This window comes from Diaphorobacter sp. LR2014-1, from assembly GCF_002916785.1.
In the GTDB taxonomy this organism is placed as follows: domain Bacteria; phylum Pseudomonadota; class Gammaproteobacteria; order Burkholderiales; family Burkholderiaceae_C; genus Diaphorobacter; species Diaphorobacter nitroreducens.
This window is the reverse complement of record NZ_MTBE01000005.1, coordinates 1-25,761: the sequence shown is the minus strand read 5'-3', so window position 1 is coordinate 25,761 and position 25,761 is coordinate 1. Positions and strand designations below refer to the sequence as shown.

Annotated in this window: 26 protein-coding genes; 15 read left to right on the top strand and 11 right to left on the bottom strand. The window is 68.0% G+C overall.

Annotated elements, in window-relative coordinates:
* Positions 1 to 40: 40 nt before the first annotated feature.
* A complete protein-coding gene (locus BV908_RS06090; protein WP_047351103.1) occupies positions 41 to 988 on the bottom strand; it encodes a DHH family phosphoesterase in 948 nt (315 codons plus the stop codon).
* Between the two features lie 144 nt (positions 989 to 1,132).
* Here BV908_RS06090 and BV908_RS06085 point away from each other — a divergent pair, with 144 nt between their 5' ends.
* The 7 genes from BV908_RS06085 to BV908_RS06055 all read left to right on the top strand — a co-directional run bounded on the left by BV908_RS06085 (position 1,133) and on the right by BV908_RS06055 (position 6,386).
* A complete protein-coding gene (locus BV908_RS06085; protein ID WP_246867456.1) occupies positions 1,133 to 1,396 on the top strand; it encodes a hypothetical protein in 264 nt (87 codons plus the stop codon).
* 111 nt (positions 1,397 to 1,507) lie between these two features.
* Positions 1,508 to 1,795, top strand: coding sequence for a hypothetical protein (locus BV908_RS06080; protein ID WP_011805703.1), 288 nt, complete (start codon positions 1,508 to 1,510; stop codon positions 1,793 to 1,795).
* Between the two features lie 44 nt (positions 1,796 to 1,839).
* Complete coding sequence (locus BV908_RS06075; RefSeq protein WP_246867455.1) at positions 1,840 to 2,598, top strand: pseudouridine synthase; 759 nt, start codon at positions 1,840 to 1,842, stop codon at positions 2,596 to 2,598.
* Positions 2,599 to 2,822: 224 nt separating this feature from the next.
* A complete protein-coding gene (locus tag BV908_RS06070; protein WP_103737531.1) occupies positions 2,823 to 3,392 on the top strand; it encodes an MgtC/SapB family protein in 570 nt (189 codons plus the stop codon).
* A 54-nt stretch (positions 3,393 to 3,446) separates the two neighbouring features.
* On the top strand, positions 3,447 to 3,656 hold the full coding sequence (locus BV908_RS06065; RefSeq protein ID WP_011805706.1) for a hypothetical protein: 210 nt from the start codon (positions 3,447 to 3,449) through the stop codon (positions 3,654 to 3,656).
* A gap of 179 nt (positions 3,657 to 3,835) precedes the next feature.
* A complete protein-coding gene (locus tag BV908_RS06060) occupies positions 3,836 to 5,827 on the top strand; it encodes a hypothetical protein (RefSeq protein WP_210433996.1) in 1,992 nt (663 codons plus the stop codon).
* A gap of 85 nt (positions 5,828 to 5,912) precedes the next feature.
* Positions 5,913 to 6,386, top strand: coding sequence for an OsmC family protein (locus tag BV908_RS06055; RefSeq protein ID WP_011805708.1), 474 nt, complete (start codon positions 5,913 to 5,915; stop codon positions 6,384 to 6,386).
* Positions 6,387 to 6,492: 106 nt separating this feature from the next.
* On the opposite strand, the gene ylqF is transcribed toward BV908_RS06055, so the two are convergent.
* Positions 6,493 to 7,452, bottom strand: coding sequence for a ribosome biogenesis GTPase YlqF (gene ylqF / locus BV908_RS06050; RefSeq protein ID WP_103737530.1), 960 nt, complete (start codon positions 7,450 to 7,452; stop codon positions 6,493 to 6,495).
* Positions 7,453 to 7,508: 56 nt separating this feature from the next.
* On the opposite strand from ylqF, the gene BV908_RS06045 reads away from it, so the two are divergent.
* Both BV908_RS06045 and BV908_RS06040 read left to right on the top strand, forming a co-directional pair.
* The gene (locus BV908_RS06045; RefSeq protein WP_103737529.1) at positions 7,509 to 7,730 is read left to right on the top strand and encodes a hypothetical protein; all 222 of its coding nucleotides are present in this window, start codon (positions 7,509 to 7,511) and stop codon (positions 7,728 to 7,730) included.
* A 15-nt stretch (positions 7,731 to 7,745) separates the two neighbouring features.
* Complete coding sequence (locus BV908_RS06040) at positions 7,746 to 7,955, top strand: oxidoreductase-like domain-containing protein (protein ID WP_103737528.1); 210 nt, start codon at positions 7,746 to 7,748, stop codon at positions 7,953 to 7,955.
* Between the two features lie 72 nt (positions 7,956 to 8,027).
* On the opposite strand, the gene arsA is transcribed toward BV908_RS06040, so the two are convergent.
* The gene (gene arsA / locus BV908_RS06035) at positions 8,028 to 9,788 is read right to left on the bottom strand and encodes an arsenical pump-driving ATPase (protein ID WP_103737527.1); all 1,761 of its coding nucleotides are present in this window, start codon (positions 9,786 to 9,788) and stop codon (positions 8,028 to 8,030) included.
* 113 nt (positions 9,789 to 9,901) lie between these two features.
* Between arsA and BV908_RS06030 the strand changes: the two genes are divergently transcribed.
* From BV908_RS06030 to BV908_RS06010, 5 genes are read left to right on the top strand one after another with little or no spacing between them, the layout of a single operon-like run.
* Positions 9,902 to 10,225, top strand: coding sequence for a helix-turn-helix domain-containing protein (locus BV908_RS06030; protein WP_047350588.1), 324 nt, complete (start codon positions 9,902 to 9,904; stop codon positions 10,223 to 10,225).
* A 22-nt stretch (positions 10,226 to 10,247) separates the two neighbouring features.
* Complete coding sequence (locus BV908_RS06025; RefSeq protein WP_103737526.1) at positions 10,248 to 10,733, top strand: ArsI/CadI family heavy metal resistance metalloenzyme; 486 nt, start codon at positions 10,248 to 10,250, stop codon at positions 10,731 to 10,733.
* 17 nt (positions 10,734 to 10,750) lie between these two features.
* Complete coding sequence (locus BV908_RS06020; protein ID WP_015912967.1) at positions 10,751 to 11,248, top strand: arsenate reductase ArsC; 498 nt, start codon at positions 10,751 to 10,753, stop codon at positions 11,246 to 11,248.
* 1 nt (position 11,249) lies between these two features.
* The gene (arsB, locus tag BV908_RS06015; RefSeq protein ID WP_103737525.1) at positions 11,250 to 12,332 is read left to right on the top strand and encodes an ACR3 family arsenite efflux transporter; all 1,083 of its coding nucleotides are present in this window, start codon (positions 11,250 to 11,252) and stop codon (positions 12,330 to 12,332) included.
* A gap of 16 nt (positions 12,333 to 12,348) precedes the next feature.
* The gene (locus BV908_RS06010) at positions 12,349 to 13,515 is read left to right on the top strand and encodes an MFS transporter (protein WP_041836022.1); all 1,167 of its coding nucleotides are present in this window, start codon (positions 12,349 to 12,351) and stop codon (positions 13,513 to 13,515) included.
* Positions 13,516 to 13,561: 46 nt separating this feature from the next.
* Here BV908_RS06010 and BV908_RS06005 read toward each other — a convergent pair whose 3' ends face one another.
* Complete coding sequence (locus BV908_RS06005; RefSeq protein WP_103737524.1) at positions 13,562 to 14,479, bottom strand: LysR family transcriptional regulator; 918 nt, start codon at positions 14,477 to 14,479, stop codon at positions 13,562 to 13,564.
* 213 nt (positions 14,480 to 14,692) lie between these two features.
* Between BV908_RS06005 and BV908_RS06000 the strand changes: the two genes are divergently transcribed.
* Positions 14,693 to 16,390, top strand: coding sequence for a thiamine pyrophosphate-binding protein (locus BV908_RS06000; RefSeq protein ID WP_103737523.1), 1,698 nt, complete (start codon positions 14,693 to 14,695; stop codon positions 16,388 to 16,390).
* Between the two features lie 169 nt (positions 16,391 to 16,559).
* Here BV908_RS06000 and gshA read toward each other — a convergent pair whose 3' ends face one another.
* The 7 genes from gshA to trbG all read right to left on the bottom strand — a co-directional run.
* Positions 16,560 to 18,092, bottom strand: a complete 1,533-nt coding sequence (gshA, locus tag BV908_RS05995; RefSeq protein ID WP_103737522.1) for a glutamate--cysteine ligase — start codon at positions 18,090 to 18,092, stop codon at positions 16,560 to 16,562.
* A 172-nt stretch (positions 18,093 to 18,264) separates the two neighbouring features.
* A complete protein-coding gene (locus tag BV908_RS05990; RefSeq protein WP_103737521.1) occupies positions 18,265 to 19,176 on the bottom strand; it encodes an SDR family oxidoreductase in 912 nt (303 codons plus the stop codon).
* Positions 19,177 to 19,381: 205 nt separating this feature from the next.
* A complete protein-coding gene (ligD, locus tag BV908_RS05985) occupies positions 19,382 to 21,895 on the bottom strand; it encodes a DNA ligase D (RefSeq protein WP_103737520.1) in 2,514 nt (837 codons plus the stop codon).
* A gap of 30 nt (positions 21,896 to 21,925) precedes the next feature.
* The gene (locus tag BV908_RS05980) at positions 21,926 to 22,969 is read right to left on the bottom strand and encodes a Ku protein (RefSeq protein ID WP_103737519.1); all 1,044 of its coding nucleotides are present in this window, start codon (positions 22,967 to 22,969) and stop codon (positions 21,926 to 21,928) included.
* 699 nt (positions 22,970 to 23,668) lie between these two features.
* Positions 23,669 to 23,911: a DUF2274 domain-containing protein gene (locus tag BV908_RS05975; protein WP_028839645.1), complete on the bottom strand. Its 243-nt coding sequence runs from the start codon at positions 23,909 to 23,911 to the stop codon at positions 23,669 to 23,671.
* A complete protein-coding gene (locus BV908_RS05970) occupies positions 23,908 to 25,173 on the bottom strand; it encodes a TrbI/VirB10 family protein (protein ID WP_103737518.1) in 1,266 nt (421 codons plus the stop codon). Before BV908_RS05970 ends, BV908_RS05975 begins: the two co-directional genes overlap by 4 nt.
* A gap of 2 nt (positions 25,174 to 25,175) precedes the next feature.
* Positions 25,176 to 25,761, bottom strand: a 586-nt coding sequence (gene trbG / locus BV908_RS05965) for a P-type conjugative transfer protein TrbG (protein WP_103737517.1), incomplete at its 5' end; no start/stop codon positions are given.

Genomic DNA, 25,761 nt, shown 5'->3' with positions numbered 1-25,761 from the left:
CTGTTCGCGCTTTTCCATCAAGCGCTACGGGCCATTTTGGCTAGGAACTCGCACCCGTTTCGTCGGCCTGGAACACACCTGACAGCAACTGCGCCAGCCGCTCGCCAGGCAGGCGAAAGCCGCAGGCCTGGGCATGGCCGCCACCGCCCATGCTCACGGCCAGGGGCGAGCAGTCGTAGCCGCGCTGCGAGCGCAGGCCCACCTTGACCTGCCCGTCCTTGCCCACCACCCACATCAGCGCGAAGGTGCCGCTCTGGCGCGACAGCAACTCGCCCACCAGGCTGTGGAAGGCGCCGGGCGCATTCACCATCAGTCCGGCCTCGCCGTTGAACACCAGCGGCTGTGCGCCGCCCGCCACGTCCTGCGCCAAATGGCGGAACTTCTCGTCCATGGCTTGCCCGCGTGCGACGAAGGCCGCCGTCTCGGCGGGCGTGAAGTCGGCGATCTGCTGCCAACGGGCGAAGTCGAATGGCTCCATGTCCAGCGCCGCCACGTAGCCCGCGGTGTCGGGGTACTGCCAGGCCCACAGGTCGCGGTCTTCCACGTGGCGCACCAGGGCGGGTAGTGGTGCGTCACGGTGGAAGAACTCCCACGCCAGGCGCGCGCCAGACTTGCCCATGTCGAAGTGCAGGCCCCCGCAGCGGCAGGCAAAGCCCTCCAACTGCTCGGCCGCGCTCTTGTGGTGGTCCAGCAGCACCAGCCGGGCGGCACGCGCGTCGATGGCGGCGAGCAGGTCGGGCGCAAACGCAAAGTCCAGCACATAGACGGCCCGCCCCTGCAGCGGCGGCAGGTCGTCCACGGTGGCCACCTGCCCGTGGGTCAGCCCCAGGCATTCGACCTGGCCGCCATAAAAGCGCCAGGCGGCCAACGCGGCGGCAAAACCGTCGGCGCAGCGGCCGTGGTACAGCACCAGCGGGTGCGGGTCGTCCCGCTGCGGCGCGGCCAGCAGCGACAGGGGCAGGAAGGTGGAGCGCGAAGACACAGTCATGGCGGGATTGTCGGTCAGCGCACGGCGCCGAACTGCCCACTTGAGAACGGGGCCTTTGTTGTACCGGCCTCGCCCCAGGGGCCACAATAACCCCCTCCGCCGCACCGTTTGCGCGGCGCAGCACCGGGAGCCAGTCACATGCCCATGGAACTTCTCCGTCAACTTGCGCAGCGGGACCAGTTTCCCGCCCCCGTCGTCGGTGAGGCAGAGGTGGACAAGTTGCGTGTCCTGCGCGCCGCGGGCATGGTGCAGGCTGAACTGCCCGGCGAAGGCGAATCCGTACGCTCGGCACGCGTCATCACCATCACCGGGCTGGGCCGGGCCACCCTGCGCGCCCAGGCGGCCCGCGAATTCATCGCCCGGCGCGACCGGCTCCCCGGCACGCCCCTCCCCACCGCCAAGGCGTAGCGCGCCCGCGTCGCCTGCGGGAGCTCCTGGCCGCTGCAGCCCCCGCCACTGCTATCATGGCTGTACAAACATCCAGTTAACACCCTACCACCACGCAACGGCCACATCACCATGGGACTTGACCAGATCGCCATCGCCCTGCTGGGTGCCACCGCCGCCTGGCTGTCGCAGGCGCGCAGAACGGCGCTGCGCCGCTGGGCCTGCATCTTCGGGCTGCTGGGGCAGCCGTTCTGGTTCTACGCCTCGTGGAAGGCCGAGCAGTGGGGCATCTTTGCCGTGTCCATCATCTACATGGGCGCGTGGCTGCGCGGCCTGTGGGTGTACTGGCTCACCTCGCAGCAGGACCCGCCCCATTCGGGCCTGAGTACCATCCAGCTCACCCCGGGGCGCAACCCCTGACGCCCGCGCACCCTCCGCTGCGCCTGCTGTGGCAGGACGCGCACATGGTGGCCGTTTTCAAGCCGGCGGGCTGGCTGGTGCACCGCACAGGACTGGATGCGGGCGAAACGCGCTTCGTGATGCAGGCGCTGCGCGACCAGATCGGCCAGCACGTCTACCCCGTGCACCGGCTGGACAAGGGCACCTGCGGCGTGCTCGTCATGGCCCTGCACCCCGCCGCCGCGCGGGCCCTGGCCGATGCCTTCGCCCGGCATGCCGTGCGCAAGCAATACCTGGCGCTGGTACGCGGCTGGGCGCCGGCGCAGGCCGAAGTGAACCACCCGCTGCGCCCCGACGACGCGCCGCCCGACGCCCCCACCCAGCCCGCCCACACGCGCCTCACACGCCTGGCGCGGCTGGAGCTGCCCGAATGCAGCGACCCCCGCTTCGCCACCACGCGCGCATCGCTGGTGCGGGCCGAGCCGACCACGGGGCGCCGCCACCAGATCCGCCGCCACCTCAAGCATCTGGCCCACCCCATCCTGGGCGACGCCACCCACGGCAAGGGGCCGCTCAACCGTTGGTGGGCACAGCGCCTCGGCCTGCACCGCCTGTGGCTGCATGCGTGGCAGCTCAGCCTGCCCCACCCCGCAGACGGCCGCCTGGTCACGCTGCACAGTGGATTGCAGTGGCCCGCTGCCAGAGCATCCACCACCGCCAGCGCACCCACGCCGCCAAACGCGGCCGCAGCGCCCGATTGGCAGCAACGCATCTGGACCCTGCCCTGGCAGCAGGACATCGAAGACGCGCTACCAAAAGAGTAGCTTGTAGCGCTTACCTAGCAAGCGCTACCGGCCAATTTTTATCTAACGCCCTGCAGCTTTTCGGAGCATCCGTCCACCCGGCCGTGTCCTACCCACAGGAGCGGCGGCCGCCGCTGCCCACCCCTGTCTGCGCGCTTCACACTGGCGGCCATGCACCGTGCAGCGCCCCACGCTTTCCTCCCCGCTTTGCCCCTTTCTCGCCTGGTCTTCAGGCGTGGCACGCCATGACCGGCTGGTGGGCTGACGCCCTGGCCGTGGCCGCCCACGAGTTCTCGGACATTGGCGACCCCCAGCAAACCACGCGGGTGGTCTTGCGCATGGGCGTGGCCGCGCTGCTGGGCGGCCTGCTGGGGTGGGAGCGCGAGCAGGCCGGCAAGGCCGCAGGCATGCGCACCCACATGCTGGTGGCCATGGGCGCCGCGTTGTTCGTGCTCGTCGCGCAGCAGGCGGGCATTGCCCCGGCGGACAACAGCCGTGTGCTGCAAGGGGTGATCGCCGGCATCGGCTTCCTGGGCGCGGGCACCATCCTGAAGGGCGACGCGGAAAGTCAGGTCAAGGGCCTGACCACCGCAGCCGGCATCTGGCTTACGGCCGCCATCGGCGTGGCTGCGGGCCTGGGGCGTGAGAGCACGGCCATCCTGGCCACGCTGCTGGCAGTGGTGGTGCTGTGGGTGATTCCGCTGGTACAGCGCGTCGCCCCGACGGACCCGGGCCAGCCCGCGGCTCGACGCAAACGCCTGCGGCGCAAAACGCGCGCTGGTCTGACAGCCGACACGCCGCAGGATGGCCTGTAATGCGGTAGGGGGCACCCGTCCCCCTTTTGACCGCAACGACCCAGGAGCACGCACATGCCCCAGCAAGCCACCATCCAAGGCCACGTCACCTACCGGGAAGGAGACGGCATGCCCATTGCCATTCCGGAAGGACCGGTGGAACTCACCTTCGCCACCGACAGCGTCACGCTGAGCTGGCGCGACGACAACAACACCGCGGGCCTCACCGCCCTGCCGCGCGACCAGTACGAGCTGTATGTCGCCGACGGCAAGATCGTGCTGTAGTCCCTCCCGCGTGCGGGCCCCGGTCGGCAAGGCCCCGCGCTGCCCGCCGCAGCGACAGAACCCAGGCCCAGCCATGGCCGACGCCCCGCTACCCATGGCCCTTGGGGGCCCACGGGCCGCACATTGATGGCGCAGCGGTGTCGGCGCTACCATGCGCCACACAACCGTGCGCCTTTGCCATGTCCAGCCCCTCTTCATTCGTGCCTCCGCCTGCCAGCGCGGTCAAGCCGGCTCTGTCCGAAGAGCCCGGGCTGCCGGTGGACGACGGATTGTGCGCAGGCGATGCAATGGACGCGGCGCAACTGCGGCGGCTGCTCCAGGCCGCCCTGCCCGACAAGAGCCAGCACAAGGCAGCCGGCTGGTTCGGGCAGACGGACTTTCTGCTCACGCGCAGCCACGTGGATGAAGACCAGGACGCCTACCACGACGCCCTGTTCATCACTCTCTGGAAGCGCTGGGACTTCTGGCTCGCCCTGCCCCCGGCCGAGAGCGCACCTACCCACGCGCTGGCGCAGGCCTGGGCGCGGTTGCGCTCTGGCATCCCGCCTCCGCCCCCCGGCGCGGACGGCCTGGTGCGCCAATACCGCGCCTACGACAGCGCCGGCCAGCCCGGCGCATGGCAACCGCTCCCCGCACAGGCCGGGGCGGGCGACGCGGCAGCCGGCGCGCTGGTCGCCTGCGGAGAGGGCTGGCGCGAGGTGCTGGCCTACTGGCGCCTGGCCGAGGGCCAGCGCCGCGCCGGCCGGCCGCTGCGCGAGCGGCTGCATGCCACGCTCACCCCCGCACGCATCGAGGCGCTGACGCTGCTGCCCGCATTCACCACCCGCTACAACACATGGAGCGACCCCGAGCGCAACGGCTGGTGGGAGGGCGACGTGTGGATCGGCGCGCGCCAGCCCGGCCAGCAGGGGGGCCATTCATGGGGGCGGGCGCTCAAGTTCAGCTGGCGCAACGGCAGCGAGCGCGCTGGCGACCCCGAGGACGACGCACATGCCTGCTACCAGATCGACTTGACGCCCGGCGATGCCTTGCCGGAGGGCACGGCCCACCCGAACGGCCTGCGCATCACCTACAGCCAGCGCCAGAGCGATCCGCGCACGCCGCTGCCCAACCACGCCGTGCAGCACATGCAGCACCTGCTGGAGCTGTTCACCACGCTGGAGCAGCGCCTGCACGCCGCCCATGCACAAGAGCAACAGGCGCTGCACTCCAGCGGCTTGTCCGGCGATGCCCCGCCCCTGCCCCGCCTGCCGCCCTTCGCGCCGCACGAGGCCGACGCCGAGGTGTTCGGGCCCGTCCTCATGGCGCTGTCGCACGACTGGCAGGCCCACGGCCGGGCCCACGCCGCCCGCGTGCGGGAGCACTGGCTGCGGCAGGCCGACGACGCTGAGGCCGCGGCGGCCCTGGAGCACGGCACGGAACCCGCGGCGTCATCCGCTGCGGCGGCCGCTGCCGTGGCGGCCGCAGCGGTAGGCGATGCTGTACCCGCCCGTGGTGTGGCGCCCGGTGCCGCGGCAGCCGGCACGCCCCCGGCGACCGTACCGCTGCCCGCCCCTGTGCATTTCATGCCTGCGCAGCCCACCGACCCGCGCGGCCCCCAGGCTGGCGCCGTGCTGCAACTGGCACGCGCTGTACACGCGCTGGCCGACGGCGACCTGTCCGCACGCTTTCACCGGCGCTTTGCCTTCGCGCCCCATGTCTATGCCCACCACGCCGCACGCACCGGCCACGCCGTGGACACCCTGCAGTGGCTGGAAGATGGCCGTCTGCTGGCCCGCACGGAGCCCGTGCATCCCACGCAAGCACCCGCGTGGTGGCGGGTCAGCGCCGATGCGTGGGCGCTGAGCCCCACGGTCGCACCGCCAAACCTGCCTGCGTCGTGCCCCGCCGCCACCGTCCATGGCCTGCGTGTGGAGGGCGACGCACAGGGCGATCTGCACGGCCTGGCCGAGGACGGCACGGCCCTCTGGCGCCACCACATCGGCGGCGCCATCCTGGCGATCGCCGCAGCGCCCGACGGCCACACCCTGGCCGTGGGCAGCGCCAGCGGCTACCTGGTGCTGCTGCGCAAGGGCAGCGGCACCGACCCGGCCCTGCTCAGCACGTCGCGCTATGCGGAGCTGCGGCGCTTCATCTTCTGGGCGGATGCATCCAGCCCGCTGGCCTGGTAGGGGCAGCGCGTGCATTGCTTCAATATCCATAGCTGCTCGCGCTTGACAGGCGGGCGCTAGAGGCATTTTTCATTCAAACACCACGATGGCCATTTACCACGCCGAAATCACCTGGACGCGCGACGCCACGCCGCAGGACTTCCTCAAGAACCGCTACAGCCGCCGCCACCTGCTGCGCTTTGACGGTGGCGCGCAGTTGGCCGGCTCCTCGTCGCCCCACGTCGTGCCGCTGCCCTGGTCCGACGCGGCCGCCGTGGACCCGGAGGAAGCCTTCGTCGCCGCGCTGTCGAGCTGCCACATGCTGTGGTTCCTCTCCATCGCCGCGCGGCAGGGTTTTTGCGTGGACGACTACCGCGACGCAGCCGAGGGCGTGATGGCCCGCAACGCCCAGGGCCGCATGGCCATGACCGTGGTCACGCTGCGCCCGGCGGTGCGCTTTGGCGGCGACCCGCAGCCCACGCACGAACAGTTGCACGCCCTGCACCATGAGGCGCATGAACAGTGCTTCATCGCCAACTCGGTCACCACCGAGGTGCGCTGCGATCCGGTGCTGGCCTAGGGCCTGTTCACACTATTTTTGCCAGTGCGAATGGCGTGAAAACCGCGCCAATCTAGGNCCTAGGGCCTGTGAACTGCGCAGATCCTGCGAGCGAACCTGGCCCTGATCAGTCCTCGTCCCGCGGGGCGTTGCGCGTGCGGCGCTCGTTGCGGCGCAGCTGCTCGGCCTTGCGCGCGGCGCGTTCCTTTTCCTGCACCTCGGCGGCGGCCAGCCAGGCCTCGAACTCGGCCGGCGTCTCCAGCGTCACACGGCCCAGCGCTGCGCTGCGCAGGTCGGTGAGCACGATCTCGGCGGCCTTTTGCAGGTTGAGGCGCCCGCCGCTCATCACCGCGCCGCGCTTCCTGGCAATCAGCTCCAGCAGCTCATCATCGTGCTTGGCGGCGATGGCCGCCGCGTCCAGCCCCAGCTTGTAGCGCGCATCCAGCAGCGGTGCGTAGTGCTGCTTGAGGTAGGCCAACAGTTCCAGCGCCACTTCTTCCTCGTCGTACGCATTGCGGCCCACGGCGCCGCTGGCGGCGAGCTTGTAGCCGCTTTCGGGCACGGTGATGCGCGGCCACAGCATGCCAGGCGTGTCCCACAGGTAAAAGTCATCGTCCAGCACGATGCGTTGCTCCTGCTTGGTCACGCCGGCCTCGTCGCCCGTCTTGGCTTCGCGCTTGGCGGACAGGGTGTTGATCAGCGTGGACTTGCCCACATTGGGAATGCCGCAGATCAGTACCCGCATGGGCTTGGAGAGGCCGCGCCGGTTGGGCGCAAGCTGCCGGCACGCGTCGATGAGCCGACGCGCGGGCGCGGCGTCGGACGCATCCAGCGCAATCGCGCTCGTGCCGGGCCGCGCGTTGTACCAGGCCAGCCACGCCGGCGTGCGCGCCGGGTCGGCCACGTCCTGCTTGTTGAGCACCTTCAGCGCGGGCTTATGGCCCGTCAGCTCGGCCAGTAGCGGATTGCTGCTGGAGCCCGGCAAGCGCGCGTCCAGCAGCTCGATCACCACATCGATGTCCTTGATGCGCTCGCCGATCGCCTTGCGCGTCAGGTGCATGTGACCGGGAAACCACTGGATGGCCATGGACTGTGTACTTTCACGAATGGGGGCTTGCGAAGCCGCCAAGGATAATCGCCGCCATGCCCTCTTTCTCCCAGCGCAAACAAGATTCCGAGCTGCTGCTCAAGGGCGCGGTGTGCGCGCTCATTGGCGTGATCATCCTGCTGGCCCCCTACATTGCCCGCTCGCCCGACGTGCGCGAGATGATGGCCCAGGGCCACGTCGTGGGGTGGTTCGCGCTGGTGCTGGGCTGCGCCTTTCTGGCGCGCTACGGTTTGGTCCGTTGGCGCGGGCGCCGGTAAGGCCCCGTCACCTTCATGCTGCAAGCCACCCGCCAGCGCTTCGCCGCCCTGCAGGCGCAGGCCGCCCACGCCGGTGTAGCGCTGCGCCCACCGCCGCCTGAGCCCACCACCTGCTGCGGCCGCGGGTGCAACGGGTGCGTGTGGGAGGGCTTTTATGCGGCCGCGCAGTGGTGGTGCGAAGATGCGCAGGGCGCGCTGGCGCAGCGCGGCGGGGGCTCCTGCTGACGCTGCACCGGGGCTGAATGTGTGCCGCGGCCCGCGAGGCTCTTGCATGCCAGGAAGGGCAGCCTCTGCAGGTTAAGGCTCCAGCAGATCCCCCAGCGCCTTTGCGCCCACGGGCGGGGTCGCCGCCCAGGGAATCAGATAGAACCGGCCTTGCGCCAATGCTTGAACCCGCTCCATCTGCCGCCTCTCGCTGTTCAACCGGGCCTGAAGAAGGGGATCGCGGGTGTTGCTGGCCAACAGTGACTTGTTGACCACCCAGGCGAAGGTGCCGATCCTGGCCCGCTGCAGGTCCTCCTTCAGCGCGGCGGCCTGCGACACCGGGGTGGCCTCGGGCAGCGTCACCAGAATGATCTTGGTGTAGTCAGGGTCCTGTAGCCGCATCAAGGGGGTGGTGATGCGCCCCGACGCCTTGCCTTCGAACTCCCGCACCATCTGGCGGTGGTAGGCGCCCGTGGCATCCATGAGCAGCAGCGAGTGGCCCGTGGGCGCGGTGTCGAGCACCACGAACGCGCTTCGGGCCTGAGACACCACATGCGAGAACGCATGGAAGACCGCCACTTCCTCCGTGCATGGAGAACGCAGATCTTCCATCAACAGGTCCTTCTCCGCCGGGGTCATGCCGGCCGACTTGGCGGCAACGACCTTGTCCACGTATTTCTGGGTCTCTGCTTTGGGGTCAATGCGCCCGACGGTCAGGCCCGGGACCTCGCCGTCGAGCGTCACCGCCAGGTGGGCGGCGGGGTCCGTGGTGCTCAGGTGTACGGACTTGCCGAGCTTGACCAGTCCCAGGGCGATCGCCGCGGCAATGGTGGTCTTGCCCACGCCACCCTTGCCCATCACCATGATCAATCCACGCTCACCCCGCGCCAGCTCCGCCACCAGCGCGGACAGTTTCTGGTGCGCGAAGTCGGGTGCTTCCAGGGCGGCCGCAGGCACCTCGGTCGGTGATGGCGACAGCAGCGCCCGCAGCGCCTGCAGCCCCACGGAATCGACGGGCCGCATGGGAATCACGTCAGCCGCCAGACGTTTCAGCGCCTGCGGCATCTCCTGCATGGCCTCCTGTCCCAGAGCCTCGATGGCCAGGGCGACGGCATCGCGAGGGTCTTGCGCCTTGAAAACCGCGTTGATCACCAGGCGCTGGTGGGAAAGGCCCAACTCACGCAGTTCGTCGGAAGACCTGGCGGCTTCGTTGAGCGCTCCCGCCTCAGGCCTCGCCACCAGAACAATGGTGGTGAGCGAAGCGTCGTTCAGGGATGCCAGCGCCCGGTTGAAAAGCTGCTCCTGCATCTTCAACCCCGAATGCGGCCCCAGACAGGATGCTCCGCGGTCATTGCCCTTGAGGAACCCGCTCCATGCCTTGGGCAGGCTGAGAAGCCTCAAGGTATGGCCCGTGGGGGCGGTATCGAACACGACATGGTCGAAACCCCGCCCTCCCTCCGACAGAAGTTGAGAGAACTCATCGAAGGTGGCGATCTCGGTGGTGCAGGCACCCGAGAGCTGCTCGCGCACGAGGTCCACCTCCTCAGCCGTAGCCTGCGTGCCCATCTGTTCAATGACACGGGCACGGTAGTTCTGCGACGCGGCTTCCGGATCGATGTTCAGGACCATCAGGCCCGGAACCCCTGGCACAGGAACCGGATGGTTGCGCAGCGCAATGCCGAGCATTTCATCGAGGTTCGATGCCGCATCGGTACTGACCAATAGAACCTTCTTACCCGCGTCCGCCAAGGCGATGGAAACCGCTGTGGATACCGAGGTCTTGCCGACACCACCCTTCCCGGTGAAGAACAGGTACCTGGTGGGCGCGTCCAGAAGGGTGAAGTGAGATGGCATAAGCGTTCGTGGTCAATGCACCGAATGGGCGGGGATAAGGGATTGCCTCAGGCATGCGTAATGTTGCACCGAAGAAATTTACAACACTTCCAATATCGTTGTATAGTCGTTTGATGCAAGAAATCGATGTCATCCGCTCACTCGCTGCGTTGGCTCAAGAAGTGCGCCTGCGGGTGTTTCGCGCACTGGTCGTGGCGGGCGCAGAGGGACTCACACCGGGCTCGTTGTGCGAGCAACTGGCGGTAGCACCCAACACCCTGTCCTTTCACCTCAAGGAGCTCGTGCACTCCGGCCTCGTCAGCCAGGAGCGTCAGGGGCGCAACCTGATCTACCGGGCCTCCTTCGACACGATGGACGATCTGCTCGGCTACCTCACGGAGAACTGCTGCCAGGGCGCGTCCTGCCTGGCGGAGGCAGCAAAGAGCTGCGACTGCTGACCCACTTTTGAAGGAGAACCCCATGAAGCGATTCCATGTCCACCTGCATGTGGAAGACCTGGCCCAGAGCATCCGTTTTTACTCCCAGCTTTTCGCGGCTGAGCCCGCTCGCGTGGAGGCCGATTACGCGAAGTGGATGCTCGACGATCCGCGGGTCAACTTCGCGATCTCCACGCGGGGCACCTCCCCAGGCCTGGATCACCTGGGCTTTCAGGTGGACGACGCGGCCGAACTGTCAGAACTGAAGGCCAGGGCCGCATCGGCCGACATGGCCCTGCTCGACGAAGGCGCCACCACCTGCTGCTATGCGCGCAGCGAGAAGCACTGGGTTACCGACCCGCAGGGCATCGCGTGGGAGCACTTTCACACGCTCGGCGACATTCCCATGTTCAACGAGTCCAGCCCAACGGCTGCCGCCGGCGCATGCTGCGCGCCAAAGGCGCCTGCGGCCACGGCATCCAAGGCGCCCTGCTGCGGGCCCGCCACTTCCTCATCCACCTGCTGCTGATGCGCTGAAGGTCCTTCATGACGACGCCCTTGAACGTTCTTTTTCTCTGCACGCACAACTCCGCGCGCAGCATCCTGGCCGAGGCCTTGCTCAACGCCATGGCGGGCGGGCGCTTCAAGGCCTGGTCTGCCGGCAGCAGCCCGCGCGACAACCAGCAGCCGCATCCCCTGGGTCTGCAGGTCCTGCAAAAAGCAGGCGTCTCCACCGAGGGCTTGCGCAGCAAGAGCTGGGATGAGTTTGCCGCCCCAGGCGCGCCCACGATGGACCTGATCATCACCGTGTGCGACAACGCCGCGGGAGAGGTCTGCCCGATCTGGCCCGGTCACCCCGCAACGGCGCACTGGGGCTTCGCCGACCCTTCCGAAGGCGACGCGCCTGACTCAGAAAAGCTCGAAGCCTTCCGCCAGACGCTGCACCTGATCAAGCGCCGCCTGGACCTGCTGATCAACCTGCCCGCCGACAAGCTGGAGAAAGCGGTATTGCAGACCAGCGCCCGCGAACTCGCAGGGAAATGACATGAGTGCCCAGTGCGAAACCACCGCCCAACGCGCGGCAGGCGCTCCCATGAGCGTGTTCGAGCGCTATCTCACCGTGTGGGTGCTGCTGTGCATCGTGGTGGGCATCGGGCTGGGCCAGGCGTTTCCCGGTGCAGCGCGGACCATTGGGTCGTGGGAAGTGGCCCGCGTGAACCTGCCGGTGGGGCTGCTCATCTGGGTGATGATCATCCCGATGCTGCTCAAGGTGGACTTTTCCGCCCTGGGCGAGGTGCGGCACCACGTGCGCGGCATCGGGGTCACGCTGTTCGTGAACTGGCTGGTCAAGCCGTTTTCCATGGCCTTTCTCGGGTGGCTGTTCATCCGCCAGTGGTTTGCCCCCTACCTGCCAGCGGACCAACTGGACAGCTACATCGCCGGCCTGATCCTGCTGGCCGCCGCCCCCTGCACGGCCATGGTGTTCGTGTGGAGCCGCCTGACCGGCGGCGATCCCCTGTTCACGCTGTCCCAGGTCGCGTTGAACGACAGCATCATGATCGTGGCGTTCGCGCCGCTGGTGGCCTTCCTGCTGGGCCTGTCGGCCATCACGGTGCCATGGGACACCCTGCTCACCTCGGTGGCGCTGTACATCGTCATTCCGGTGGTGCTGGCCCAGTGGTGGCGGCGCGCCTTGCTGGCACGGGGGCAGGCCGCGTTCGACGCGGCACTCCAGCGCATCGGGCCGTGGTCCATTGCGGCGCTGCTGCTCACGCTGGTGCTGCTGTTCGCCTTCCAGGGCGAGGCCATCCTGCGCCAGCCACTGATCATCGCGCTGCTGGCCGTGCCCATCCTGATCCAGGTGTTCTTCAACTCGGCGCTGGCCTACTGGCTCAACCGCGCGGCGGGCGAGAAGCACGCGGTCGCCTGCCCGTCCGCCCTGATTGGCGCATCCAACTTCTTTGAACTGGCCGTGGCCACCGCCATCAGCCTGTTTGGCTTCGAGTCGGGCGCGGCACTGGCCACGGTGGTGGGCGTGCTCATCGAAGTGCCGGTGATGCTGCTGGTCGTCAAAGTCGTGAATTCATCCAAGGGCTGGTACGACGCGGGTGCAAAGCGTGCAGCGTAGAACCACCACCACGCTGATGCTGGGCGTGGCCCAGACACTGGCGTGGGCGTCGTCGTACTACCTGCCGGCCGTGGTGGCCGCGCCGATGGGGCGAGACGTCGGCATGTCTTCGTCGGCGGTGTTTGGGGCGTTCTCGATGGCGCTGCTGGTTGCCGCAGCAACCGGCCCCTGGGCGGGGTGCGCCATTGACCGGGCTGGTGGGCGGCCGGTACTGATCGTCAGCAACCTGGTGTTTGCCGCAGGGCTCGCGGCGCTCAGCCTGGCCTCACAGCCCGCCCATGTCTTTGCTGCCTGGGCCCTGATGGGCCTGGCCATGGGCAGCGGCCTCTACGAGGCCGCGTTCGCCACCGTGGTCCGCCTGCATGGCCAGGACGCCCGGCGGGCGATCACCGGCATCACCTTGCTGGCAGGCTTTGCAAGCACGATCGGCTGGCCATTGACGGCCTCCCTGGAGTCGGCGTTCGGCTGGCGGCAGGCCTGCCTGACATGGGCGGCGCTGCATCTGCTCATCGGCCTGCCGCTGAACGCGATGCTGCCCACGGCCGCGCCGGCCGCTTCGGCCGGTGCGCAGGCCGCTGCGGCAGGGAGTCCTCATCCACAGGCAGCGGCGAGCCCGGCACCGGCCCGGCGGCGTGCGGCCGTGCTCATGGCCTGCGTGTTTGCCATTGCGTGGTTCAACAGCACCGCGATGGCGGCGCATCTGCCGCAGGTCCTGCAGGCTTCGGGCGTGGCCTTGGCTGGCGCGATCGGCATTGCGGCGCTGGTGGGGCCGGCCCAGGTCGCGGGGCGATGGGTCGAATTCACCGTGCTCAAGCGGTCGCATCCGCTGTTGTCGGCGCGGCTGGCCACGCTGGCGCATCCGCTGGGCGTCGTACTGCTGATGCTGCTGGGCAGCCACGCGGCGCCCGCGTTCGCCGTACTGCACGGGCTCGGCAACGGCATCCTGACCATTGCCATCGGCACCCTGCCGCTGCTGATCTTCGGCGCACAAGGCTATGGGCAGCGGCAGGGGTTCCTGATGGTGCCCGCGCGCATCGTGCAGGCCGGGGCGCCATTCCTGTTCGGGTTGGCCGTGGAGCGCTGGGGCGGCGCGGCGCTCTGGCTCTCCGCCACACTGGCGGTCCTGGCATCTTTGGCATTGGCCGCCCTGGCCGCAGGCATGAAACGGTCCGGCGACGCTTGACCGCTATTGCCAGGGAAGGTGTCCGCCCGCGGTGCGCACCATACGCTCATCCACCAACGCGGCCCCGCTCCTGCTGGCCCGCTACCTCCCGCAGCCACGCCCTGATGGCCTTCACCCCCGCCGACTCTGCACGCGCCAGCGGCACCACGAGGTAGTACGCATCGCTGCTGGTCAGCACGCCACCGGGCAGCTCCACCAGCGCACCGCTCGCCAATTCCTCCTCCATCAGAAACCGCGGCAGCAGGGCCACGCCCAGGCCGGAGATGGCGGCCTGGGCGATCATGGCGAACTGCTCGAAGCGCGGGCCGCGCAGGGCCTGGGGCGCGGGCACGCCCTCCTGCTCGAACCAGTCGGCCCACAGCATGGGGCGCGTGGTCTGGTGCAGCAGGGTCAGGCCGGCCACGTCGGCAGGGGTCTCGATGCGGTGACGGGTGCGCAGCGCGGGGCTGCACACCGGCACCACTTCTTCGTGCAGCAGGTAGTCGCACACGGCGCCGGCCCAATGGGGCGCACCGTAGTGGATAGCGGCATCGAACGGTTCCTGGGCGAAGTCAAAAGGCTCGCCACGGGCAGAAAGATTCACCGTCAGCTCCGGGTGCAGCGCGGCAAACGCAGGCAGGCGCGGCACCAGCCAGCGCGCGCCCAACGTGGGCAGCACCGCCAGGTGCAGGAGTCCGCCGCCATCGGCCAGGGCCATGGCCTTCTGCGTGGCGGCACCGAGCTGCTGCAGCACGGCGCGTACGTCGGCGGCGTACAGGCGCCCCGCATCCGTCAACACCACGCGCTGGCGCACCCGGGTGAACAGGGCCTGACCGAGCTGTGCCTCCAGTTGACGCACCTGGCGCGAGACGGCGCTTTGCGTGAGGTGCAGCTCCTCCGCCGCACGTGAGATGCTGGCGTGGCGCGCGGCGGCCTCAAAGGCGAGCAGGTCGGCCAGGGGCGGCAGGAAAAGTTTGCGAAACATGGCGTTAATTCATGCAATCAAAGAATGAACCCGACCAAGGCTTGTGGTAACGCATAAGGCGCCAGCGCTTGATCCATAAGCGCTGGCGGCAGGCAGGGCTGGGACGGGATATTGCCACTTGATGCGATTTAAGCAACAAGTCGTTCCGCTTTTTTGCTATGCAAGCGCGCATGGCTGGGCGATATTTGCAGCTTCGCCTTCTCTTGGACCTCCATGCCGCACACCGCTACCTCCACCGCCGCATCCCGCACGGGCGGGCAGATCCTCGTCCAGCAGCTCATCGTGCACGGCGTGCAGCAGCTCTTTTGCGTGCCGGGCGAGAGCTACCTGGCCGTGCTGGACGCCCTGCACGACGCCAACATCGCCGTCACCGTGTGCCGCCAGGAGGGCGGCGCGGCCATGATGGCCGAGGCGCAGGGCAAGCTGACCGGCCGCCCGGGCATCTGCTTCGTGACGCGCGGGCCGGGGGTCACCAACGCATCGGCGGGCATCCACATCGCGCACCAGGATTCGACGCCGTTGATCGTCTTCGTAGGCCAGGTGGCGCGCGGTGCGCTGGGGCGCGAGGCGTTCCAGGAGCTGGACTACGGCGCCGTGTTCGGCACCATGGCCAAGTGGGTGGTGCAGATCGACGATGCGCGGCGCGTGCCGGAGCTGGTCTCGCGCGCATTCCACGTCGCCACCTCGGGCCGCCCCGGCCCCGTGGTGGTGGCCCTGCCCGAGGACATGCTGACCGATGCCGTGCAGGTGGCCGATGCCCTGCCCTACTCCGTGCCCGAGACCTACCCCGGCGCGCCCGCACTGCAGGCACTGGCGGCGCGGCTGCAGGCGGCCGAGCGGCCGGTGGTCATCGTGGGCGGCAGCCGCTGGTCCGACCAGGCGGTGCGCGACATGCAGGCCTTTGCCAGCGCCTGGCGGCTGCCGGTGTATTGCTCGTTCCGCCGGCAGATGCTATTCCCGGCCAGCCACGCCAGCTACGCGGGCGACCTGGGCCTGGGCGTCAACCCCCAACTGCTGGCGCGCATCCGCGCGAGCGACCTGGTGCTGGTGCTGGGCGGGCGGCTGTCGGAGATCCCCTCGCAGGGCTACGAGCTGTTCGACATTCCCGTGCCGGCGCAGCCGCTGGTGCATGTGCATGCCGACGCCGACGAGCTCGGCCGGCTCTACCGCCCGGTGCAGGCCATCCACGCCACGCCGCAGGCCATGGCCGCCGCCCTGGCCGGCCTGCGCCCCGCGGCCGAGCCGCGCTGGACCGCGCACACCGAGGCTGCGCGCGCCGAGTACCTGGCCTGGAGCGACCCGGCGCCCATCCGCATCCCCGGCAAGCTGCAGATGGGCGAGGTGATGCAGCACCTGCGCGCGGTGCTGCCCGCCAACACCATCTTCTGCAACGGCGCGGGCAACTTCGCCACCTGGGTGCACCGCTTCTGGCCGTTCACCACCTATGCCAGCCAACTGGCCCCCACCAGCGGCTCGATGGGCTACGGCCTGCCGGCCGGCGTGGGCGCCAAGCGCCTGTGGCGCGAGCGCGAGGTGGTGGTGTTTGCGGGCGACGGCGACTTTCTGATGCACGGCCAGGAGTTCGCCACCGCCGTGCAGTACGGCCTGCCGCTGATAGTGGTGCTGTTGGACAACGCCATGTACGGCACCATCCGCATGCACCAGGAGCGCGAGTACCCTGGGCGCATTAGCGCCACACAGCTCAAGAACCCCGATTTCAAGGCCTATGCCCAGGCCTTCGGCGGGCACGGCGAGCGCGTGGAGCGCACCGAAGACTTCGCCCCGGCACTGGCACGCGCACGGGCGAGCGGGCTGCCCAGCGTGCTGCACTGCCTGATCGATCCGCAGGCGATCACACCCACGGGAACGCTGGATGGCATCCGGTCGGCGGCAATGGCGCGCAAGGGGTGATCTGAAGGGCTAAATGGGGCTCTGCGCTTGTGGGGCAAGCGCGGACAGCTATCGTTTTTGAGTTTTTGCTGCCGAATGCTTGGGTGCCGACCGGGTTATGCGCCCCCGCGCAGCAACATCAAAAAGAATAGCTGGCGGCGCTTACGCCATAAGCGCCACCCTCAAAAAACTACCCCAACTGCTCGACCGCCATGAACCGCTCGCGCCACGCCTCGAACGGCAGGTCATCTGCCACTTCAATGGCCCGCTGCTCCTCCAGCGACCGCTCGGCCAGCGCCTGGTAGCGCGCCTGCTGCGACTCGCTCCAGGGCTGCCCCATCAGGATGTCCTGCGCCGACTGGGAATGCGCAAGTGCGAAGGCGATGAAGTCGTTGTCATGCTGCTGTTGCAGCTCGGCCAGCACGCGCGCGGACGGTGTGGAGTGCGGGGCCGCCAGTGTCGCCTGGGCCGCCGTCAGCGCGTGCGCATAAGCCTCGCCGCCGTGGGCGGCATCCAGCGTGGCGGCAATGGGCGCGCATTCGGCCAGCACCTCGGCGGCCCAATCGGTCAGCAGCACACGCTGGCCGCGGCGCATGAGCTGCAGGCCGGCCTCGCGCCCGCGCTCGGCCGCCAGGTGCTGGTTGTTCTTGAGTTCGGCGATCTCGGCCGGCGTGTCGGGCGGGCTGTCCGACAGTAGGCAGTGCAGCAGGAACACGTCCAGCAGGCGCATGGTGTCGGCGGTGATGCCCACGGGCACGAACGGGTCCAGGTCCATCAGGCGCACCTCGACATACTCCACGCCGCGCTCGCGCAGCGCGTGCAGCGGGCGCTCGCCGCTGTGGACGGTGCGCTTGGGCCGGATGGTGCCGTAGAACTCGTTCTCGATCTGCAGCAGGCTGGTGCCCAGCTGGTTGTAGTCGCCGCCGGGGTTGCGCACGCCAATCGCCTCGTAGGCCGGATAAGGCCGCGTGAGCGCCTCGTGCAGCGAATCGGCATAGCCCTGCAAGCCGTTGTAGCTGACGGCCAGCGTGGCCTGGGCGTCGCTCTGGTAGCCCAGGCGCCCCATGCGCAGCGAAGTGGCATGCGGCAGGTACAGCGCGCGCTTGCCGTCGCCCAGCGGCTGCAGGCTGTGTTGTCGCCCTTCGACGAAGCACGGGCACAGCGCAGGCGATGCACCAAACAGGTACAGAAGCACGAACGCGTGCCGGCGGAAGTTGCGGATCAGCGCAAAGTACTCGTCGCTGCCCACGCCGGGCAGCGACCAGTTGTAATGAATGCCCGAGATGGTCTGCATGCGCCGGCCGTAGCGGTGGCCCAGGCCCATGCGGTACACGCTCTTGGCACGCCCCGGGTTGGACGAGCCATAGCGCGCCAGCGGAATGGTCTCGTCCGTAGGCAACATGCAGGGCATACTGGACACCCAGAGCATCTCGCCGCCCGGCTGCTGCTGGAGCACGCGGTGCACGAACTGGTGGATCTCGGTCAGTTCATCCTGGCATTCCTGCACCGTGCGGTGGGCACCGGTGATGAGCTCGATCTGCGATTCGCTGTAGTCCGTGGTGATGCAGGGGTGCGTGAGGGCCGAGCCCAGCGCCACCGGATGGGGTGTGAGCGCCAGGGCGCCCGTGGGCAGCACGCGCAGCCCCTCCTTCTCGATGCCGCGGCGCATGCCTGCCAACCGGTCGGCGGACAGGGCTGCGATTCGCTGTGGGAGTGTGCTCATGGTGGTGGTTGTTCCATCTTTTTTGATGTGGGGCCGAAACTTAGCACGCCGCGCTGCGGCCTGCCCGCGCCCACATCAAGCGCCGGCCTGACACCGGGGAACTGCCGCCGGCCTCTGCCCGGTCGCTCTTGGTACGGTAGCAGCGGGGCAGCACCGCCCCGGACAGGCCGTGTCAGCGGTGCGCAGCCAGGGCCTGCGCCACCTCGTTCGTCCCCTGTGCGGCGCCGCTTTGCGGTACCTGCTCACCCGCTCCGCGGGCCGTCACCTCGGCCAGGCGCGCGGCCAATTGCTCCGGCACATCGGCACCTTGTCCCAGGTGGATGCCCTGGGTGAGCGTAATGTGCGCGGCCTCGAATGTGCCCGCGCCTGCACACAGAATGGTGCGCGTGGGCGCGCTCTCATGCGCCAGCACCAGCATGGCGGGTACCACCGCCTCGGGTTGGAGGGCAGCCAGCACTTCCTCGGGCATCAGGCCCTCGGTCATGCGGGTGGCGGCCGTGGGTGCCAAGGCGTTCACATGGATGCCGTACTTGGCCCCTTCGATCGCCAGCGTCTGCATCAACCCCACCTGGGCCAGCTTGGCCGCGCCGTAGTTGGCCTGGCCGAAGTTGCCGTACAGCCCCGTGGAGGACGTCGTCATCACGATGCGCCCATAGTTCTGCGCCTGCATGTGCGGCCACACCGCCTTGCAGCAATGGGCCGCGCCCATGAGGTGGACCTGGACCACGAGGTTGAAGTCCGCCATGTCCATCTTGGCAAACGACTTGTCGCGCAGGATGCCCGCGTTGTTGACCAGGATGTCCACGCGACCCCACGCGTCCATGGCCTGCTGCACCATGGCCTGCACGGCCGCGAAATCGGTCACCGACGCACCGTTGGCCAGCGCCTCGCCGCCTGCGGCGCGGATCTCATCCACCACGGCCTGCGCGGCGGACACCGAGCCGCCGCTGCCGTCCACGGCACCGCCCAGATCATTGACCAGCACCTTGGCGCCACGCGCTGCCAGCGCCAAAGCATGCTGACGGCCCAGGCCGCCACCCGCACCCGTCACGATGGCCACACGGCCGTGGAAATCAAGGGACATGTTGAAGTCTTTGAACGAAAGATTGCCACCAGACACGCAGGCCCGCGGCCACCGGTGGCCGGACACACGCGCAGCGAAAAGAAATGGCCCCGGCCGATGACCGGGGCGATTCAAAGGATACAGGAAGCAACCAGGTTCAATCAGCGGCCGCCTAGACCGCTTGTATGCCTTCGCCCCACCATGATTGCATGCAGGGCCACCAGGGCTATGGGTGGCGTTTTTCCCCAAGCGCCTTGATCGCCGGCCCGATGGACACGGCAGCCTCGTCATAGCCCGACCAGGGGCCATTGCCCGTCTTCAAGCGCCGGCCCACGGTCTGCACCGTCCAGTGGGCGCCACCCGTGAGCGCGTCCAGTTCCTGCCAGGCGACGGGCACGGACACGCCCATGCCCGGCCGCGCGCGCGCCGTCCATGCACAGGCCGTGGTGGCGCCAAAGCCATTGCGCAGGTAGTCCACGAAGATCTTTCCCACACGGTTGCGGGGTCCGCTCTTGGCCACGAAACGCTGCGGCAGGGTGCGCGCCAGATGCTGCACCACGGCTTGACTGAAGTCTTTCACGGCATCCCAGCCGTGCAGTCGCTTGATGGGCACCACCACATGCAGTCCCTTGCCGCAGCTGGTCTTGAGGAACGATGGCAGGCCCAGCTCGGTGAGCATCAAGCGCACGAGCGCTGCGCCCTCTTGCACGTGCGCCCACGGCACGCCCTCGCCCGGATCCAAGTCGAAGGTGATGCGGTTGGGCCGCTCGATCCGGTCCTTGCGAGCATTCCAGGTGTGAAACTCGACGGTGTTCATCTGCGCGGCCGACAGCAGGCCCTGCGCCGTGGCCACTTCCAGCAGCGGCGGGTGGCCAGGATCCAGGTCGGGTGACAGCGCACTCACCCCGTCCAATGCCCCCGTGTCCAGGTGCTTTTGAAAGAAGAGCTCGCCCTCCAGACCTTGCGGCGCCCGCAGCAGGGATACCGGCCGCCCCTGCAGGTGGGGCAACATGAGGGGCGCTACCGTGGCGTAGTACCGCACCAGATCAAGCTTGGTGAACCCGGTGGAGGGATCCACCACGCGCGCCGGGCTTGTCACCTGCAGCCCCCCCACGCGCGCGGCGCGGCTGGGCGCAGCCCCCTGCAGGTGCGCAGGCTCCTCGTGGACGATGGCGGCGGCGGGCTTGTCGTCGCGCAACCCGCGGAACACGGCGTGGCGCACCTTGCCCTCTTTCGTCCATTCGGCGAAGGAAACCTCCGCCACCAGCGTGGGCCTCACCCAATGCACCTTGCGGGGGATGGAGCGCGGCTGGGCAAACGGGCTGTCCTGGGTGCGCAAAGCGCCCAGCCGCCGGGCCAGGTCCGCGAGAACGCGCTCGCTGAAACCCGTGCCCACATTGCCGGCATAGCGCAGGGCACCGCCCTCGTCATGCACGCCCAGCAGCAGTGAACCGATCCCTGTGCGTGAGCCCTGCGGGTCGGTGTATCCGCCGATGACGAACTCTTGCCGATGGCTGCACTTGAGCTTGATCCAATCCGTGCTGCGGCGGGAGGCATACACGCTGTCCTTGCGCTTGCCGATCACCCCTTCAAATCCCAGCCGGCAGGCCGAGGCCACCAGGTCCGCCGGCCGGGCTTCGAACGCTTCGCTGAACCGCACCCGGTCTGAGGAGGCTGGCTGCAGCACGCTGCGCAGCAGCGCGCGCCGTTCAGTGAGGGGCATCTGCCTCAGATCGCGCCCGTGCGCAAAAGGCAAGTCGAAGGCGTAAAAGACCAGCGCGTCGGTCGATCGCCCGTCAAACGCGTTCTGCAGCGCCTGGAAGTCGGGGACGCCCTGGGCGTCCAGCACCAGCACCTCGCCGTCGATCCATGCAGAGGACAGCGGCAAGGCGGCCAGCGCTTGCGCCAGGGCGGGCATCCTGGCGGTCCAGTCGTTGCCGTTACGGGTGTACAGCCGTGCCTTGCCGCGCTGAACCCGGGCCAGCATGCGATAGCCGTCGAACTTGAGCTCCCACAGCCACTGCGTAAGGTCGGCCGGCGGTCCGTCCACCAGCGTGGCAAGTTGCGGGGATAGCTGGTCAGGCAGCGGTGCCGTGGGCGCGGATGTCCACGGCACCGCCGCTGCCGTGGGCTGAATCTGCGCGGGCCCGGCCCGCTGAGCGAATGCGCGCGCTGGTGGCGCAACCGGCGGCTGGTCTGCCACGCTGTCGGGCATTTCGTCCACCACGTTGAACTCCTCGGCCGCACGCTCTAGCCCGTCGCACTCCTTGATCAGCAGCCAGGGGGGCTGCTTATCGTCGTCCCGGCCATGCATACGCACCAGGGTCCAGTGGCCGTGCAATTTGTGGCCGTGGATCTCGAACTTGAGCTTCCCCTTGCGGTAGTCTTCGCGCGGATTGCCCTGCGGTACCCAATAGCCGCGGTCCCAGATGATGACCCGCCCCGCGCCGTATTGGCGCGGCGGGATCTGCCCTTCGAATTGGTTGTAGGAAATCGGGTGGTCTTCCACCTGCACGGCCATGCGTTTGTCCGCCGGGTCGTAACTGGGGCCCTTGGGTACGGCCCAGCTCTTCATGGTGCCGTCCAGCTCCAGGCGCAGGTCATAGTGCAGGCGGCTGGCCCAGTGCTTCTGGATTACGTACTGCAGCGCCTGCGACTGCGCTCCGCCGTCCGCGGGCTCTGGCGTCACGGCAAAGTTGCGCTTTTGCTTGTACACCGCCAGCGGGTCTTTGCGGGGCATGGTCCGTCGCCTTGTCCGGTGTACGCACGGCTATCCGTGCGCGCGGCGAGGCTTCTTGGCCGCAGTGGGCTTGGCAGGCGCCGCCTTGGCCGCCGTCTTGCGGGCCGGTGACTTTTTGGCGGCGGTCGATTTGGCCGCTGTCTTGCCCGACGGTGCAAGGCGGGTCACGGAGGCGGGTTTGTCCTTGCGCGGCGGGGTGGCCGAGGCGCCCTCCAGGCTGCGCTTGAGCAACGCGGTGAGGTCCAGCACCTCCGCCCCCGCAGCCACCGCCGGTCCTTCATCCGGCTGAGCGACATGGGCAATCTCTCCCGCGGAGGCCTTGGCCTCGACCAGCCTGTGGATCTCCTCAGAGAAGGAATTGCGGAAGCGGTCCGCGTTCCACTCCTGCGTCATGTCCTCGATGAGCTGCATGGCCATGGCCAACTCCGCGTCCTTGATACCCGCGGCTTTCGCATCCAGCGGCGGCAGGGCCAGCTGCTCGAATGAGCGGATCTCCCCTCCCCAGCGCAGCAGGTTGAGGATCAGCGCTCGGCCGCACGGAATGAGCACGGCCAGGTGCTGCTTGGACTGGATCACCACTTTGGCCACGCCCACGCGGTTGCTCTGGCGCAGGGCCTCGCGCAGCAGTGCGTACACCTTTTCGCCACGCTTGAGGGGTGCCGTGTAATAGGGACGCTCCAGGTAGACAAAGGGGATCTCGTCGGCGTCAAGAAACGCCTCGATCTCGATCGTCTGCGTGACCTTGGGAAAGGCGGCCGCGATTTCCTCGGGCGTCAGAATGACGTAGCGGCCTTCTTCATACTCCACACCCTTGACGATATCGACCGTGGCGATTTCCTTGCCCGTGATTTTGTTCACACGCTTGTACCCCACCGGCTCCATCGACCGGCGGTCCAGCCAGTCAAAGTCGATGCCCGAGCTGACGGTCGCCGAGTACAAGCCCACGGGAATATGGACGAGGCCAAAGCTGATCGCCCCCTTCCAGAGGGTGCGTGTCGAGGTGGGGGCCTTGCCCTGCCCCTGCTTCGCGTTAGATGGCAGAGCGTCGCTCGCGGTCGGTTGCTTAGATCGCATGTGCAAACGCTATCCATGGCGCAGGGGCGCAGATGTAGGACAGCGGTTGCTTCTATCGTGGTGGAATCTCCAGTCATCCTGGGGCGTTGGACTATGTGCGGAGGCTTCTTGCCGTCGGCCTGATGTGCGGACGCTGCCGCATCCCCATCGCCGCGCCCCCGGTGCATCGCCCTGCACCGACAACTGCGCTGCCCGCACGCGGACCAGCGGCTCGCGCTGCTTGTTCAGGCAGCCTGGCAGGCACCAGCACTAAGCCACACGTTCATAGGCAGCCCCGTGTGCGCCCCGTTCGGCGCAATCCACCCCCTCTTCCCCAATGCAATCCATATTCACAAAAAAAGGCTTCAACCCCTACCTAGCAAGCGCCAGCAGCTCCTATTTTTAGAGCAAAAAAACAACGCCCGGCGTTCAGACCGGGCGTTGTGCGGAAGTTGACGTGGGTTACAGGAGCAGCACCTACTGCCTCCTAGACGCCGGTAAGCGTCACTCCCACTCCATCATCAACAGGCCCCCAAACACGCATGATTAAAGGGATTGGCGGTGATTGACTTGAGCCTTTACCGTCGCTTTTACCGTCATCCGACAAGAGCTTTGTCTGGTGCGGAAGATGTAGGGATTTGAGGGGCGACGACTCTGGCAACTCCATCGTCAATCACCCTCTAGGATAGCGCAGAAAGCACAGCGGTCTTCCTCCAAGCCTCACTTCGCTGCAACCTTTGGAGCCTCCCGCCCTCCCCTCCTGAACCCACGATCTCCCGCCATGAACGCTTCCAGCATGTGCGGGATCAGAGTCATGGCATCGACCGCCTCGCCATACGTCTGCGCGTACAGCGCGGCGTAGCGGTCGAGGTCGGCTTTCAGGCTGGCCGGGCAAGCGAAGGTCAGCTTGACGCTCTCGGTCTTAGGCAGCGGCCCGAGTCGCAGCGTCTTGGTCGTTCTCATTGCGAAGCTCCCCGATTGAAGAACAGCGGCTGGTAGGGCCGCAGCACCAGATCCCGATTGACGATGATCCGCACCGGCAGGCCCGGCCGCGTGGTCAGCGTCGGCTGGATGTTCATGTTGCGCCGAGTGATCTCCTGGCCGACCTGATTGATGCTGTCCTGCGCGCTGTCGCGCCCCGCGATCACGATGCGATTGCCGTCCTGGCGGCTCTCCGGCGCGGCCAGCTCGGCGCCGACACCCAGCAGCGTCGTCAGCACCGCGCCAGCGACGATGCGATTCCAATGCCAGTCCACATCGTCTTCCAGGCCCGCGTAGCCTGCGGGATCGGTGCCAACAAGGTTGTCGAGCGTCAGCGAGGACGTGTCGGGCAGGATGATCCGGTTCCAGACGACTTGGACACGGCTCTGCCCGTAGCTGACCTGGCTGTTGTAGCGCCCGAGGATGCGCGATCCCTGCGGGATCAGCAGGAATTTTCCCGTGGCCGTGTCATAGACCGGCTCCGTCACTGTGGCGATCACGTCGCCCGGAAGATCGGATTTGATGCCCGTCACCAGCGCCCCGGCAATCACCGTTCCGGCCATGACTTGATACGGCGACGCCGGCAGCGCCAGATTGCCGGAATTGCGAGTTTCCGTAGAGCCGCCTTTCAGGAACGCCTCTTTCTGGTCTTGCCGGTTCTGCACGGCGGTCGGGTCGGCGGGCTGGGCCGCCGTCGAGGCCGGTCCGGCGGCCATCGGGTCGAACGCTGCATTGGCGGCGAAGCCCGGCGCGGCGGCGACCCGCGACTGCGCCACGGGAGCGGCCGCCTGCGCACCTGAACGGAAGAACACGGACGAGGCTGCGGCCGCTTCGGCTTCCTTGCGCAGCGCATCGTTCGGATCGTGGCCGGGGGCCGTGTAGGCGGCCGTAACCGGCTGCTGCGATTTCACGATGGCCGGGCCGAGATCGCCCGGCAGCGGCGGCCCGAGTTCGGGCACCTTCGGCAGCTTGGAATAGTCGGACGGTAGGCCGTCCAGCCCTTCAGACTTCGACACACGATCCACGTTGTAAAGCTCGGTCTGTTCGCCTGCGCCGCGCCGATGCGGCTGCAATGACCAGATCGTGGCCCCGAGCACGGCGACCGACAGGCCGCCGGTGAGCATGGCCAGCGTCCGCCGGTTCAGGCGCGTGACCGGGCGCGGCTGGGCGCGCAGCGCAACCGCCTCGGGCGCGACCTTGCCCGCCTGCGGCGTGGCGAGGTCGGGGGTGTCGTCCTGGCTCATGGTCAGTTCCTCCGTGCCACGCCATCCGTGCGCTCGATCCGCACCACGTCGCCCTTGTCACCACCCAGGCGCAGTTCGGCAGCGCCAAAGAGGCGATCCACAATGTAGTACGGCGCGCGGAAGCGGTAATTGACCAGTTGCCCGTCACCTTGCGGCCCAATCACGAACAGCGGCGGCAATTCACCCTGAGCGATACCGGGAGGGAACTGGATATAGACCTTCGCGCCATCATCGAAGGCACGGAGTGGCTTCCAGGGCGGATTGCTGCCGCTGATCGCGTAGCGGAAGCGCAGGTTCTCCAGCGACAAGCCGGAATCCACCGGCGCGGCGGCGCTGGCAGCCTGCGCCTGGCGCTGCAAGGCCAGCACCCGGTCGCGCGGGTATTCCCACGACACCGATGCCATCCACGTTTTTTCCGTCGAAGCCAGCTCCAGCAGGTACGTCCTACGGCTGGTGGTGATAACCAGATTCGTCTTAAGGCCCGAGCGGATCGGCTTGACCAGCACGTTCACGCGCAGGTCGGCACCGCTGCCGCTGGACGTGTCGCCCACGATCCAGCGCACGGTATCGCCGGCGGCCACCGTCACC